The following is a 15,155-nucleotide window of genomic DNA, read 5'->3' on the forward strand; positions in this document are numbered from 1 at the left end:
TTGTCCCATGTTTGTCCCATGCGAAGTATTTTACCTAAAATTTTATGAGTCAAGGCCTTTAAAACCTTGATATGAAAGGAGTGGACTTAATAATATGACGATTCAATGGTTCCCAGGACATATGGCAAAAGCCAAACGGGAAGTTAGTGAAAAGCTAAAGTTTGTTGACATCGTTTTTGAATTAGTGGATGCCAGACTGCCGCTTTCTTCGCGTAATCCATTATTAGATCAAATTTTACAGCAAAAACCACGCTTAGTGATATTAAATAAGGCCGACTTGGCTGACCCTGAACAAACACAAAAATGGCAGAGCTATTTTGAAGCAAAAGGCTTTGCAGCTTTGGCAATGAATGCCTTGGAAAATCAAGGAACTAAAAAAATTGTGACAAAGGCCAAAACTGTTTTGGCTGATAAATTTGCCAGAGATAAAGCCCGAGGCATTAAACCACGGGCAATTCGCGCGATGGTGATTGGCATACCAAATGTCGGCAAATCAACTTTAATGAATCGTTTAGTTGGTAAAAAAATCGCGCAAACAGGGAATAAACCAGGGGTAACCAAAGGGCAACAGTGGCTGCGTTCTGGTAGTGAATTAGAGCTTTTAGACACGCCAGGGATTTTATGGCCCAAATTTGAAGATCCTGAAATTGGTAAGAAATTGGCCTTAACTGGCGCCATTAAAGACCAACTGTTACATTTGGATGATATTGCACTATTTGGTTTGGATTTTTTCACGCGGTATTACCCCGGGCGAGTAGCCAAGCGCTATCATTTGGAGTTAGTCGACGAGCAATTACCTTTACCAGACTTATTGATGTTGATTACAGAAAAAAGAGGATTTCGTGATGACTATGATCGTGGTAGCGAGTTGGTTGTCGTTGAGATTCGGCAAAGTAAATTAGGGCCTTTTACCTTAGATCGTTACGAAGAAGCAGGAGTTTTCAATGAAAGCACAAGCAATTAAAGATATCAAAATAAAACTAGCGACACTAACCGATGCCAATGATCCTTATCTAATGGCTTTAGCTCAAGATGAAAGAGCTGGTGTTCAAAAATTACTGCAACAATTTTATCGGCGTTTAGATAAAGAGCAAGCGTTAAAAGATAAATATGTTGAAATGACTAGTTTTGAGCGAACATTACACCAAGAAGGTCATCGTTTTATCGCAGGGATTGACGAAGTAGGCCGGGGCCCTCTAGCAGGTCCGGTTGTGGCTGCGGCGGTTATTTTACCTGCAGATGTTGTGCTTTTAGGTTTAAATGATTCTAAACAATTATCGGCTAAAAAAAGAGGGCAGCTATATTGTGAAATTCAAGAAAAAGCGATAGCTGTCGGAATTGGCGTCGTGGATCACGAAGAAATCGATCGTATTAATATTTTGCAAGCAAGTAAAAAGGCGATGCTGTTAGCTATAGATGACTTAGCCGTAGAACCAACACATCTATTAGTAGATGCAGTAAAACTAGACTGTGATATTTCCCAAGACAATCTGATCAAAGGGGATGCGCGATCGGTTTCAATAGCAGCAGCAAGTATTATAGCCAAAGAAATGCGGGATAATTTGATGAAAGAATACCATCAAATCTTTCCTTTTTATGCTTTTGATAAAAATGCTGGTTATGGAACGAAAGATCATCTGAATGGTTTAAAAAATCACGGCATTTGTGCGATTCACCGGAAAACTTTTGCACCAGTTAAAAATTATTTATAAATATTTTTCCTTCTTTTTTGCGTATCTTTATTTGAAGATAACTAGAAAGAAGGTTTTTTAATGGAAAGAGAATGGTTCTTATTAAAATTAGCTTTATTGCAAGGTGCAGGTATTATTACCAAGTGGCGTATTTTGGAATATGCGCAAAAACACCAGTATTTTAATTTTACCGCTAAAGAAGTGCAGCCGTTATTATCAAGAAAATGTGACAGCTTTGTTTTTTACAATGATTGGAACTTTTTAACGCAAGAGGTGCTGCAGCAAAAATTAAACGGTCAAAAATATGTCACGTTAGACTCTCCTTTATATCCAAAGCGACTAAAGGAAATTTACCAACCACCTTTTGCTTTATTTTACGAAGGAAATATTTTACTGTTGCAACAAGAGAAAATTATTGGTTTTGTCGGTTCTCGAAATGTTTCACCTTATGGTAAGGAGATCGTGAAAAAGTTTGTTCCACCCTTAACAAACCGAGGCTACACGATTGCAAGTGGCTTAGCAAAAGGGGTGGATAGTTGCAGTCATTTAACTGCGATGCAGTCTTTTGGTCAGACGATTGGTGTTGTGGGGTGTGGTTTGGACATCTGCTATCCAAAAGAAGTTTTTACCATTTATTGGGAAATGTTAAAAAATCAATTGGTCATCAGTGAATATCCCTATGGTACACCCGTAAGAAAATATCACTTTCCAATGCGCAATCGGATTATTGCCGGTATATCACAGGCGGTATGCGTAGTAGAGGCCAAAGCAAAAAGCGGTTCACTTACTACGGCACAATTGGCATTAGACACAGGTAAAGAGGTCTTTGCCTTTCCTGGCGATATTTTAAACGGCCGTTCAACCGGTTGTTTGCAGCTGATTCAAGATGGTGCAAAATGTGTAATTTCTTTAAAAGATATTTTAGAAGAGTTGCCAAATTTTGAGTAAGATTAATTGCCTTCCTTGACAAACATTTTTTTAATGGATATGATTACCTACGATTTAGTTACCAAAATTCAGGTATAATATAGTAGTAAATTGTTAGGAAGGAGCCATCAATTATATATGGCATATAAATATTTAGTAATTGTTGAGTCACCGGCAAAAGCCAAGACAATCGAGAAGTACTTAGGTCGCAACTATAAAGTTGTTGCCAGCGTCGGCCATATTCGCGATTTACCAAAAAGTAAAATGGGAATTGACGTTGAAAATAATTACGAGCCCCATTATATTTCCATTCGCGGAAAAGGCGATGTAATCAAAAGTTTAAGAAGTGCCGCCAAAAAAGCACAAAAAGTTTATCTCGCAAGTGACCCGGACCGTGAAGGGGAGGCTATTGCATGGCATTTGGCACATTTATTAAATCTTGATTTAGAAGACAAAAATCGCGTAGTCTTTAACGAAATCACCAAAGATGCCGTTAAAGCTGCTTTTAAAGAACCACGAACTATTGATTTGGATCTAGTGGATGCTCAACAAGCACGGCGCGTTTTAGACCGTTTAGTGGGTTACTCTATTAGTCCAATTTTATGGCGTAAAGTCAAAAAAGGCTTGAGTGCTGGTCGCGTACAATCCATTGCGCTAAAGATGATTATCGATCGGGAAAAAGAGATTCGTCAATTTATTCCGGAAGAATATTGGTCGATTGATGGCAATTTCCAAAAAGAACGAAAAAAATTCAAAGCTAATTTTTGGGGCGTCGATGGCAAAAAGAAAAAATTACCTAACGCTGAAAGTATTAAAGAAGTTACAAGTCGTTTAGATGGTAAAGATTACGATGTCGTGAAAGTCGAGAAAAAAGAACGTAAACGCAATCCAGCTGCGCCTTTTACAACCAGCAGTATGCAACAAGAAGCAGCCCGCAAATTAAACTTTAGAACACGTAAAACCATGATGGTCGCCCAACAACTTTATGAAGGAATTGCGCTAGGTAAACAAGGTACCGTCGGTTTAATTACCTATATGCGAACCGATTCAAAACGGATTGCAGACTCTGCTAAAGCAGAAGCAGCAGAATTCATCGAAACAACTTACGGTAAAGAATATTCTTCTCATAGTCACAAAAAAGTAAAAAATGCGCAAGGCGCGCAAGATGCCCACGAGGCAGTTCGTCCAACCAGCGTGACACGAACACCAGAGGAAATGAAGCAATATTTAGATAAAGATCAATTAAAACTTTATACGTTGATTTGGTCTCGTTTTGTTGCAAGTCAAATGACACCAGCTGTTTTAGATACAATGAAAGTCACTTTAGAGCAAAATGGTGTGATCTTCATTGCCAACGGTTCTAAGATTAAGTTTAAAGGTTTTATGCAAGTTTATGTCGAAGGTACCGATGATGGTAAAGAAGAAAAAGAAAACATCTTGCCAGAATTAGTTGTAGGTGATGTTGTAAAAGCAATTGATATTGAACCAAAACAACATTTTACGCAGCCACCAGCACGCTTTAGTGAAGCAACTTTAATTCGCACGTTGGAAGAAAAAGGCGTAGGACGTCCTTCAACATACGCCCCAACAATTGAGACGATTCAACGTCGTTACTATGTAAAATTACAGCAAAAACGCTTTGAACCAACGGAATTAGGCGAAATTGTCAACTCCTTAATTGAAGATTTCTTCCCACAAATCGTGGATGTTAACTTTACGGCTGAAATGGAAACAGACTTGGATAAAGTAGAAGATGGCAAAGAAAACTGGGTTAAGGTCGTGGATCGTTTTTATAAGCCATTTGAAACTGAGTTGACAAATGCAGAAGAAAAAATTGAAAAAATTCAAATCAAAGATGAACCCGCTGGCTTTGACTGTGACGTTTGTGGGCATCCAATGGTGATTAAACTGGGGCGTTATGGTAAGTTTTATGCGTGTAGCAATTTCCCTGATTGCCGCAACACCAAACCGATTGTAAAAGAAATCGGCGTTATTTGTCCGGTTTGTCACAAAGGACAAGTTATCGAAAGAAAGTCTAAGAAAAATCGCTTATTCTATGGCTGCTCTCGTTATCCAGATTGTGACTTTACTTCTTGGGATAAACCAGTTGGGCGCGATTGTCCAAAATGTGGTCAATATTTAGTTGAGAAAAAAGTTAAAGGTGGCAAACAAGTCGTTTGTATTAATGGCGACTATGAAGAAAACGTCCAAAAATAAGTAATACAAAAATAAGTGGCGCACTTTTTTACCCGTATCCAATCACTGCTAAAAATTCGCTTAGTGTGGCACTTTTTTTGTTAAAAATATAAGAACGGAAGAATAAAATGACTGAATTTGTAAATGTAATTGGTGCCGGCCTAGCCGGTAGTGAAGCAGCTTGGCAAATTGCTGAAGCAGGGGTTTTAGTACGTCTATATGAAATGCGTCCAGAAAAATCAACAGAAGCCCATCATACTTCAGATTTTGCAGAATTGGTATGTTCTAATTCCTTAAGAGGAAATAGTTTGGCCAATGCAGTTGGCGTTTTAAAAGAAGAAATGCGGCGGTTAAACTCAGTAATTATTCAATCGGCTGACGAAACGGCAGTTCCAGCCGGGGGTGCTTTGGCAGTGGATCGTGATTCTTTTTCCGCTACTGTCACAAAAAAAGTGAAAAACCATCCAAATGTGACCGTTATTTCAGAAGAAATCACGGAAATCCCAAGCGGAGTTACCGTGATTGCGACCGGTCCTTTGACTTCTTCTAAATTAGCAGAAGCCATTAAAGCATTTAATGGCTCTGACGGTTTTTATTTTTACGATGCTGCAGCACCAATTATTGATAAAAGTACCATCGATATGGATAAAGTGTATCTGAAATCTCGTTATGATAAAGGAGAAGCGGCTTATCTCAATTGTCCAATGAACAAAGAAGAATTTGACGCTTTTCGCGAAGCCTTGATTACAGCTGAAGTTGCGCCGTTAAAAACTTTTGAAAAAGAGAAATACTTCGAAGGTTGTATGCCAATTGAAGTTATGGCTGCTCGTGGTGAAAAAACGATGCTTTTTGGTCCGATGAAACCAGTGGGACTAGAAGATCCTAAAACCGGCAAACGTCCCTATGCCGTGATTCAATTACGACAAGATAATGCTGCGGCATCGTTGTATAATATCGTTGGTTTTCAAACTCATTTAAAATGGGGCGAGCAAAAGCGAGTTTTCCAAATGATTCCAGGTTTAGAAAATGCTGAATTTGTTCGCTATGGTGTCATGCACCGCAATAGTTTTATGAATTCACCAGAATTATTACGGCCAACTTATCAGTCAGTTAAACGGGATGATTTATTTTTTGCTGGTCAAATGACCGGCGTAGAAGGGTATGTAGAAAGTGCGGCTAGCGGCTTGTTAGCTGGGCGTAACGCTGCGTTATTAGCGTTGGGACAAGCAGTACAAACCATGCCAAAAGAAACAGTTATGGGTTCAATGGCTTACTACATTACCCATGCAGAAGGCAAACACTTCCAGCCAATGAATGCTAATTTTGGATTATTGCCAGAATTGCCAGAGCGTATTCGCGATAAAAAATTACGCTATCAAACATTAGCAAAGAGAGCCCTAAGTCACTTGAATACTCCAGCAGAAGTAGTTTCAGAATAATTTAGTCTAAAACTACACTAGGCCGTCAACATTTGTTGGCGGTTTTTTACTGCTTATTTTCTTTTGTTAAGTTAGGAGATGGCTTAATAAATTTCTGAGTGTCTTTAGTCAATAGAGCGAAAGTCTAATAGAAATAAAAATAAGATTGAAAAAATATGAAAGTTTTGTTAATTTGTAAGATGCTGATCTGACATCTAAATGTTAGGCTAGCAAATTTTGATTCGGTGAAAATCTTGCCGTGTTAAGCTTATTAAGCTTTATTTTGTCGTGAAAAAAGTATGACAATATTGTGTAAATTGTGACGAAAGAAGGAAATATTGTTTAAATTCTGACAATTTGTTTGTTTTTTAATTCGTTGTATGCTACATTAATTGCGGACAGAAGTGAGGTGTAAAATGACAGCTTTTGACTGGCCACAAGAATTTTTACGCTACTTGCAATTTGAACGGGGGTATTCGCAATTAACGACAGCGGCCTACCAAGAAGACTTGCAAGATTTTCGTGAGTTTTTAAAAGAAAGTGGCGATAGTGATTTTTTGAAGATTGATCATCGGGATGTGCGGGTTTACCTTAGTTTTTTAAATGAAAAAAAGTACAGTCGAAATTCGATTAGTCGTAAAATTGCCAGTCTGCGTTCTTTTTATCAATATCTGCTAAAACAAGAAGTTATTGAAGAAAATCCCTTTGCCTATATTCATTTGAAGAAACAAAATAGTAAGTTACCACGGTTTTTTTATGAAAATGAAATGGCAGCGCTCTTTCAAGCCGCACAAGGGGATAAACCTTTAGAAATTCGCAACCGTGCCTTATTAGAAATTATGTATGGCGCAGGCTTACGGGTTAGTGAGTGTGCTAATTTAACCTTGGCTGCCGTTGATTGGCAAGGAGAGGTTTTATTAATTCATGGTAAGGGCAATAAAGATCGTTATGTTCCTTTTGGCACTTATGCCCAAGTAGCATTGCAAGAATATTTAACCCTAGCCAGACCGCGTCTAATGGAAAAAGTGGCGGATCATGCTTTTATTTTTGTAAATCAAAGAGGAACTCCGATTACAAGTCGCGGCATTGAATACGTTTTTAGTCAACTGATCAAAAAAAGCAGTTTAGATAGTAAAATTCATCCCCACATGTTACGCCATACATTTGCTACCCATCTATTAAATAATGGTGCGGATATGCGAACGGTTCAAGAATTACTCGGACACGCTAATTTATCGTCAACCCAAATTTATGCCCACGTCACAAAGGAGAGTTTACAAAATAATTATCGTAAATTTCATCCGCGGGCGCATGAATAAGCTATTTCACAATTTAGGAGGAACAAGATGGAATCACAATTTCATTCCACCACAATTTGTGCAGTGGAAAAAGATGGCCAATTTGCTATGGCTGGTGACGGTCAAGTCACGATGGGAGAACAAGTAGTTATGAAGGGCACAGCCCGTAAGGTTCGCCGTATATATAACGGTGAAGTTGTTGTTGGCTTTGCCGGCAGCGTAGCTGATGCGTTTACTTTGGAAGAAAAATTTGAAGCAAAATTAAATGAATATAATGGCAACTTACAACGTGCTGCTGTTGAATTAGCCCAAGAGTGGCGGACACAACAAGCCATGCAAAAATTAGAAGCGATGTTAATTGTAATGAATAAAGAAGAAATGTTGTTAGTTTCTGGGACAGGGGAAGTTATTACACCTGATGATGGTATTTTGGCAATCGGCTCTGGTGGTAATTATGCACTAGCTGCGGCAAGAGCGATGAAAAAATACAATACTGATGAAATGACAGCAAAAGAAATCGCAGAAAACGCATTAAATATCGCCGCAGATATTTGTATTTTTACCAACCACAATATTATTGTGGAAGAAATGTAGTGAGGGATTTTTTATGAATGAAATGACAAAATCACCCCGCCAAATCGTGGCGGAATTAGATCAATATATCGTAGGACAACAAGATGCAAAAAAAGCAGTTGCTGTGGCTTTACGCAATCGTTATCGTCGCCTGCAATTAGACGAAGAAATGCAACAAGATGTGACACCCAAAAACATTTTGCTAATTGGTCCGACAGGTGTCGGTAAAACAGAGATTGCACGTCGGTTGGCAAAAATTGTTCAAGCTCCTTTTATTAAGGTGGAAGCTACTAAATTCACGGAAGTCGGCTATGTTGGCCGCGATGTTGAATCAATGGTGCGCGATTTAGTCGAAAGTGCCATTCAAATTGTTAAAAAAGAACAATACAGCCGTGTTTATACTCGTGCCGTGAAAAAAGCCAATCGTCGGTTAGTCAAAGTTTTGGTTCCTGGTATTAAAAAAGAACAGAAAAAATCGAGCAATCCTTATGAGCAGATGATGAACATTTTTAATACGCAACAAGAAGAACCAAAAGAAGAGTTGACTGAGGAAATCAAAACCAATCGACAAGCAATCTTTGAGCAATTAGAGCGCGGTGTTTTAGATGATCGTGAAGTTACAATTGAAATTGACGAGCCAAAGACCAAAGGCCCAATGATGAACAACGGTTTAGAACAAATGGGAATTGATTTAAACGAAACACTTGATGCTTTAAAACCGCAAAAGAAAGTTGAACGAACGGTAACTGTTAAAGAAGCACGGGAGCTTTTGGTGCAAGAAGAATCTGCTAAACTAGTCAATGACGCAGACATTCACAGTGAAGCCATTAGACTTGCCCAAGCAAATGGGATCATCTTTATTGATGAATTTGATAAAATCACCTCACGTTCCCAACAGTCCGGCGAAGTTTCAAGAGAAGGCGTCCAACGAGATATTTTACCAATCGTAGAAGGGTCACAAGTGAATACTAAGTATGGAACTATTCAGACCGATTATATTTTATTTATTGCCTCTGGTGCCTTCCATGTGGCAAAACCTAGTGATTTGATACCAGAATTGCAAGGCCGTTTCCCAATTCGAGTTGAATTGGATGACTTGACAGCTGCTGATTTTGTTAAGATTTTAACTGAACCGAATAATTCTTTGGTTAAGCAATATATCGCATTACTTAAAACCGAGAATATTAAAGTGATCTTTACTAAAGAAGCCATTGAAAAAATTGCAACAATTGCTTTTGATGTCAATCGAGATACCGATAATATCGGGGCTAGACGTTTGCATACGATTTTGGAAAAATTGTTGGAAGATCTATTATTTGAAGCACCAGATATGCAAATGGGTGAGATCACCATTACTGCAGCTTATGTAGAAGAAAAACTCGACGCTATTGTTGAAAATCAAGATTTAAGCCGTTACATTTTGTAATTACAGGAAGGAAAATGAAAAAGATGACAACTTTATTAGATAAAACTCGCCGTATCAACCAATTATTACAACAAAAAAATACGTTTGATATGACTTTGGATCTACCTTATAACAATATGGCGCTAATTTTAGGGGATATTTTAGATAGCAACGCCTATATTATCAGTAGTGAGGGTGTCTTGTTGGGCTTTAATGAAAAACACGATGTCAACAATGACCGCGTCAAAAATATGTTTGAAGAAAAACAATTTCCACAAATCTATACCGATATGGTAGATCATTTAACGAAAACCGAAGCAAATATTCCAATCTCTTCTGATATGACGGCATTTCCTGTTGAACAACGGGAAAAATATCCCAATGGCTTAACTACCGTTGTCCCAATTTTTGGTGCGGGAGAACGTTTGGGAACTATTATTTTAGCCCGGATGGATGCAGCTTTTAACGAAGATGACTTGGTTTTAGCTGAATATGGCGCTACCGTAGTCGGAATGCAATTCCTATATCAAAAATCTCGTGATATTGAAGCGGACGTCAGAAGTGCAACGGCTGTTCAAATGGCGATTAGTACACTTTCTTATAGTGAATTAAAAGCAGTCCAAGCGATTTTTGCCGCTTTGCAAGGGGATGAAGGACGCTTAACTGCTTCTAGTATTGCCGATGAAATTGGCATTACCCGTTCGGTGATTGTCAATGCCCTACGAAAACTAGAATCTGCTGGGATTATTGAGTCACGTTCTTTAGGTATGAAGGGAACGTATTTGCGCGTTTTAAATAAACGCTTCAAAGAAGAATTGGATAAACACAGTCACTAGGATTATAATGAAGTGTATGGTAGCAAAAAGGAAATGTTAAATTAGGAGGTGCCGTAAATGACGGTCACAATTGAAAATGATCAACTAAAAGCCCAAATTGCCTTACACGGGGCAGAGTTACAAAGTTTAGTTAGCAAAACAAACGGATTGGAATATATTTGGCAAGCAGATCCGAAATATTGGGGAAAACATGCGCCGGTTTTATTTCCAATTGTAGGTGCTTTAAAAGAAGATAGCTATCGTTATAAAGATAAAACATATCAGCTGCCAAAGCATGGTTTTGCGCGCAATATGGACTTTGAACTTTTAGAAGAGACCGGGGATGCCGCTAGCTTTGTTTTAACTGCTACGGCTGAAACTAAGGCAGTTTTTCCTTTTGATTTTGAACTGATTATTCGCTATGAACTAGGTGGCGATGGTCTAACAGTAAAATATGAAGTGGAAAACTTGGACGAAGAAGAAATGTTCTTTTCAATTGGGGGGCATCCAGCCTTTAATGTTCCTTTAGAAGAAGGATTAAGTTTTGAGGATTACTATTTAGCTTTTTCACCTCGTAAATCGCGGTTAAGCTTGCCTCTTGACGGCAATTATATCAATTTGGAACAACGGACTTTGGGACAAACCAATACGAATTTAGCCTTAACCCATGATATGTTCAAAAATGATGCAGTTATTTTTGAGACAAAAGGATTAAACGCGATTTCTATTTGTAGTGAAAAATCACCCCATAGTGTTACTTTAAGTTATAAAGATATGCCCTATGTGGGTGTTTGGTCACCTTATCCAACTGAGTCACCTTTTGTATGTATTGAACCGTGGTGTGGGATTGCTGATACGACAGACGCAACTGGCGAACTAGTTGAAAAACTAGGCATTCAACAATTAGCTGGTCGCGAAAAATTTGCTACAAAATATGCAATTACCGTTAAATAGCTAATAAAAGACCTCTAAAAGTCTTAAGACTTTTAGAGGTCTTTTTAAACTGTGAAGAGAGTACGAATTTTTTAAAGAAAAAAATTGATTTGACTCCTTTGTGCTGTCTGGCTTCATCCACTAGCTCTTGGCGGCAATAAGTCAAAATATCGAAAAATTTGAAAAGCGATTTAGAAAAATTTCGCCTTATTGCTGACAGAAAAAACGAGTTTTAAAAAACTTCTCTTATTCGAGGTAAAAAGGGGGGAGTTTACACTATCTCTTTTTTTTACTGTTTAAACCAAAAGGAATCCGACTTTCACTGCCATCTTTAATCCGTTTGATGTTGTCGCGGTGTCGATAAAAAATGAAAAGTGTCAGACCAGTTGCAATAATTGTTAACAGCCAGTTGTGTTGTGGTAAAATTTGTGGCCAGACTAGCGGCAAAATAACAGTTGATAGGGTAATTAGAACGGCTGCAATCATACTTGTTAAGCTCACCATACTTGTGATAAAGAGGCAAACAACAAAAATTGTCGCGGAGTAGATAAAAAAGATAGGGCTATAGCCTAATAACATCCCAGCACTGGTCGCGACCGCCTTGCCACCTTTAAAGCCGGCAAAAATCGGGAAGGTATGACCTAAAATTGCGCAAACGCCAAACCATAACGGGTTAATATTTGTTACATGAAATAAGCTTGGCAATAGTGTGGCTAAAGTTCCCTTCAAAATATCCATCAGTAAAACGACAGTTCCAGCTGGCTTTCCTAAAACACGAAATGTATTAGTAGTACCAGTATTACCGCTGCCGAACTGGCGAATATCTTTTTTGTAAAATAGTTTCCCAATCCAAACACCAGAAGGAATAGATCCTAATAAATAGGCGATTATCATTAAAATAATTACTTTCATAAATAACCTCAATTCTTCAAACTAGCGTAATTTTAGCATGAAAGAAATGCAGGAACAACTCTTTGCCAATATTTCTTCAATAGGATATAGTCTAGGTGGTTGATAATTAAACTTCTAAAGGAGTGGTAGTATGTTTCAAAATCCTAGTCAAGAAAAAATTCTTCAAATTTTAAAAGAAGCAAAAACGATTGCGGTAGTTGGCTTGAGCCCAAAGGAAGATCGTACCAGTTTTCAAATCGCACGGCTACTACAAAACTACGGTTATCGAATTATTCCGGTGAATCCACAACATGCTGGTAGTGAAATTTTAGGTGAAAAAGTTTATTCTGATTTAGCCAGTGTTCCTGAAAAAATTGACATTGTGGATATCTTCCGTCGCAGCGAGTTTTTGCCAGACGTTGCAGCAGACTTTTTAAAGATAGATGCCAAGGTTTACTGGGCGCAACTTGGTTTAGAAAATGAGCAAGCTTGGGAAATGCTGCATGAAGCAAAACGAGATGATGTAATTATGAATCGTTGTATCAAAATTGAGTTAAACAAAATGGGCGCATAATATTTTTAATAAAAAAATCACTAAGCAAACTTGAGGCTAAAAGAGCAGTTACAAAAAGTTTGCTTAGTTTTTTTGTCTGAAAAGGCGTGACTTTGACTGTATAACGAATACGTAAAAATTTGACGTTTAAGTAAAATAAGCTTTATTTTGAATTGTAATTGCATTTATACGTATTTTTCTTTAAAATAAAACAAGAACGTATGTTTGTGTTTTTCTTTGTGGTTTGAACATCTCCTGTACTCTTGCCTATTTAATACTTTTTTTCACAGGTTTTTTAGAGTAAGATAGAAGGAGCGCTTTTGAATTGCGCTAAAATAGTGTAGTATAACAGGGCTTGTCCCATTACTTTTATCAAAGGAGCGTTTGCTTTGGCAAAAAAAACAACTGAGTATAATGACGCCTCCATTCAAGTCTTGGAAGGACTTGAGGCTGTCAGAAAACGACCAGGAATGTATATCGGCTCGACGGATAGTCGTGGATTACATCATTTAGTTTACGAAATTGTCGACAATTCTGTCGATGAGGCTTTATCTGGTTTTGGTAATGAAATAGATGTTACGCTTAATCAAGACAATAGTATTACTGTTAGCGATAATGGACGCGGCATGCCTGTGGGAATGCACGCTTCTGGTATTCCAACTGTAGAAGTTATTTTTACTGTGTTACATGCCGGCGGTAAATTTGGTCAAGGCGGTTATAAAACTTCTGGTGGTCTTCATGGTGTAGGGGCCAGTGTTGTGAATGCTTTATCAAAATGGCTTACCGTAACCATCGTCAGAGATGGTGTAGCTTATGAAGAAAAATTTAAAGACGGCGGTAAACCCCAAGGAACGTTGAAAAAAATCGGGAAAACAAAAAAGAAAAACGGGACTACCGTCACTTTCTTACCGGATGATAGCATTTTTTCAACAATAAAATTTTCTTATGAGACATTGGCTGAACGCCTGCGAGAATCTGCCTTTTTATTACGTGGGGTCAAAATTACATTGACGGATCTTCGGGGAGAAGAACCTGTTTCAGAAGTTTTTCATTTTGAAGAAGGAATCAAAGAATTTGTTGATTACCTCAATGAAGAAAAAGATACCCTGACACCAGTAATTTATTTTAATGGGGAAAAAGATGGTATTGAAGTAGAAATCGCGATGCAATATAACGACGGCTACTCAGAAAATATTTTATCCTTTGTTAATAATGTCCGCACCAAAGACGGCGGAACTCACGAAGCTGGTATGAAGGCTTCTTTAACGAAAGCTTTTAATGAATATGCTCGTAAAGTAAGTTTATTAAAAGAAAAAGATCGTAACCTAGAAGGTAGTGACTTTCGTGAAGGGTTAGCGGCGGTACTTTCCATTCGAGTGCCAGAAAACTTGTTACAATTTGAAGGACAAACAAAAGAAAAACTAGGCACACCAAGCGCTCGAAATGCAGTGGATGGTGTCTTAGGCGAACAGCTTGGGTTTTACCTACAAGAAAATAGCGAAATGAGTCAAATGCTGGTCCGTAAAGCGATTAAAGCTCGTGAGGCTCGTGAAGCAGCTCGTAAGGCTAGAGAAGAAAGTCGTACCGGTAAAAAGCGTAAAAAAGGTGAATCTTTACTTTCTGGTAAACTAACGCCAGCTCAATCGCGAAATCCAAAGAAAAATGAATTGTATTTGGTCGAAGGAGACTCTGCCGGTGGTTCGGCAAAACAAGGACGAGATCGCAAATTTCAAGCAATTTTACCATTGCGGGGAAAAGTAATTAATACCGAAAAGGCGAAACTACAAGATATTTTGAAAAACGAAGAAATTAACACTATGATTTATACAATTGGTGCTGGTGTAGGGCCAGAGTTTTCTATTGAAGATTGCAATTACGACAAAGTTATTATCATGACCGATGCGGATACAGATGGCGCCCACATTCAAGTGTTGCTGCTAACCTTCTTTTATCGCTATATGAAACCGTTAATTGAAGCAGGAAAAGTTTATATTGCGTTACCACCACTTTATAAAGTTTCAAAAGGTGTTGGCAAAAAGGCAGTGACAGAATATGCTTGGACAGATGAAGAATTACAACAAGTCATTCAACAAGTTGGTAAAGGCTATATGCTACAACGCTACAAAGGGTTAGGGGAGATGAATGCGGAGCAGTTGTGGGAAACCACCATGGATCCTGAAACTCGTACGTTAATTCGTGTGCGAATCGATGACGCCGCCAAGGCTGAACGTCGCGTTACCACGTTAATGGGGGATAAAGTTGAACCAAGACGTAAGTGGATTGAAAGCCACGTTCAATTTTCTTTAGAAGAAGATGGCAGTATTTTAGAAAAAAAAGCAGATGAAGAAGTATCTAGTAGTGAAATTTTTGATGAAGAAAAAGCACATGCAAAAAATGCAGATGGTGCCAAAGATAATTTTGCAGAAATCAGTTTATTTGAAGAATAGGAGGTGGC

Annotated in this window: 13 protein-coding genes; 12 read left to right on the forward strand and 1 reads right to left on the reverse strand. The window is 38.2% G+C overall.

Translation table 11 applies throughout. From position 1 onward, the window contains the following. Positions 1 to 94: 94 nt before the first annotated feature. The 10 genes from ylqF to P3T75_RS05475 all read left to right on the forward strand — a co-directional run bounded on the left by ylqF (position 95) and on the right by P3T75_RS05475 (position 11,277). Complete coding sequence (gene ylqF / locus P3T75_RS05430; protein ID WP_206905411.1) at positions 95 to 964, forward strand: ribosome biogenesis GTPase YlqF; 870 nt, start codon at positions 95 to 97, stop codon at positions 962 to 964. After that, a complete protein-coding gene (locus P3T75_RS05435) occupies positions 945 to 1,712 on the forward strand; it encodes a ribonuclease HII (protein WP_206905408.1) in 768 nt (255 codons plus the stop codon). The genes ylqF and P3T75_RS05435 overlap by 20 nt, the downstream gene beginning before the upstream one ends. Positions 1,713 to 1,772: 60 nt before the next feature. Beyond that, positions 1,773 to 2,639: a DNA-processing protein DprA gene (gene dprA, locus P3T75_RS05440; protein ID WP_206905405.1), complete on the forward strand. Its 867-nt coding sequence runs from the start codon at positions 1,773 to 1,775 to the stop codon at positions 2,637 to 2,639. Positions 2,640 to 2,756: 117 nt separating this feature from the next. Beyond that, positions 2,757 to 4,835, forward strand: a complete 2,079-nt coding sequence (topA, locus tag P3T75_RS05445; protein ID WP_206905399.1) for a type I DNA topoisomerase — start codon at positions 2,757 to 2,759, stop codon at positions 4,833 to 4,835. Between the two features lie 107 nt (positions 4,836 to 4,942). Continuing rightward, positions 4,943 to 6,253, forward strand: a complete 1,311-nt coding sequence (trmFO, locus tag P3T75_RS05450) for a methylenetetrahydrofolate--tRNA-(uracil(54)-C(5))-methyltransferase (FADH(2)-oxidizing) TrmFO (protein ID WP_230711516.1) — start codon at positions 4,943 to 4,945, stop codon at positions 6,251 to 6,253. A gap of 395 nt (positions 6,254 to 6,648) precedes the next feature. Then, positions 6,649 to 7,551 carry a tyrosine recombinase XerC gene (gene xerC / locus P3T75_RS05455; protein WP_206905396.1) on the forward strand — a complete coding sequence of 301 codons (903 nt, stop codon included), beginning with the start codon at positions 6,649 to 6,651 and terminating at the stop codon, positions 7,549 to 7,551. Positions 7,552 to 7,578: 27 nt separating this feature from the next. Beyond that, the gene (gene hslV / locus P3T75_RS05460; protein ID WP_206905394.1) at positions 7,579 to 8,124 is read left to right on the forward strand and encodes an ATP-dependent protease subunit HslV; all 546 of its coding nucleotides are present in this window, start codon (positions 7,579 to 7,581) and stop codon (positions 8,122 to 8,124) included. 13 nt (positions 8,125 to 8,137) lie between these two features. Then, positions 8,138 to 9,529 carry an ATP-dependent protease ATPase subunit HslU gene (hslU, locus tag P3T75_RS05465; protein WP_282462401.1) on the forward strand — a complete coding sequence of 464 codons (1,392 nt, stop codon included), beginning with the start codon at positions 8,138 to 8,140 and terminating at the stop codon, positions 9,527 to 9,529. A 23-nt stretch (positions 9,530 to 9,552) separates the two neighbouring features. Beyond that, the gene (codY, locus tag P3T75_RS05470) at positions 9,553 to 10,344 is read left to right on the forward strand and encodes a GTP-sensing pleiotropic transcriptional regulator CodY (RefSeq protein WP_206905453.1); all 792 of its coding nucleotides are present in this window, start codon (positions 9,553 to 9,555) and stop codon (positions 10,342 to 10,344) included. A gap of 57 nt (positions 10,345 to 10,401) precedes the next feature. Continuing rightward, on the forward strand, positions 10,402 to 11,277 hold the full coding sequence (locus tag P3T75_RS05475) for an aldose 1-epimerase family protein (RefSeq protein WP_230711515.1): 876 nt from the start codon (positions 10,402 to 10,404) through the stop codon (positions 11,275 to 11,277). A 255-nt stretch (positions 11,278 to 11,532) separates the two neighbouring features. Here the strand turns inward: P3T75_RS05475 and plsY are convergent, their stop codons facing one another. Then, positions 11,533 to 12,168, reverse strand: coding sequence for a glycerol-3-phosphate 1-O-acyltransferase PlsY (gene plsY / locus P3T75_RS05480; RefSeq protein WP_282462402.1), 636 nt, complete (start codon positions 12,166 to 12,168; stop codon positions 11,533 to 11,535). A gap of 130 nt (positions 12,169 to 12,298) precedes the next feature. Between plsY and P3T75_RS05485 the strand changes: the two genes are divergently transcribed. Then, complete coding sequence (locus tag P3T75_RS05485; protein ID WP_282462403.1) at positions 12,299 to 12,721, forward strand: CoA-binding protein; 423 nt, start codon at positions 12,299 to 12,301, stop codon at positions 12,719 to 12,721. Between the two features lie 368 nt (positions 12,722 to 13,089). After that, positions 13,090 to 15,147 (forward strand): DNA topoisomerase IV subunit B, encoded by a 2,058-nt coding sequence (gene parE, locus P3T75_RS05490; protein ID WP_206905382.1) that lies wholly within the window; start codon positions 13,090 to 13,092, stop codon positions 15,145 to 15,147. The last annotated feature ends 8 nt before the right edge of the window (positions 15,148 to 15,155 follow it).

The sequence above is a fragment of the Enterococcus montenegrensis genome (assembly GCF_029983095.1).
Taxonomy (GTDB): domain Bacteria; phylum Bacillota; class Bacilli; order Lactobacillales; family Enterococcaceae; genus Enterococcus_C; species Enterococcus_C montenegrensis.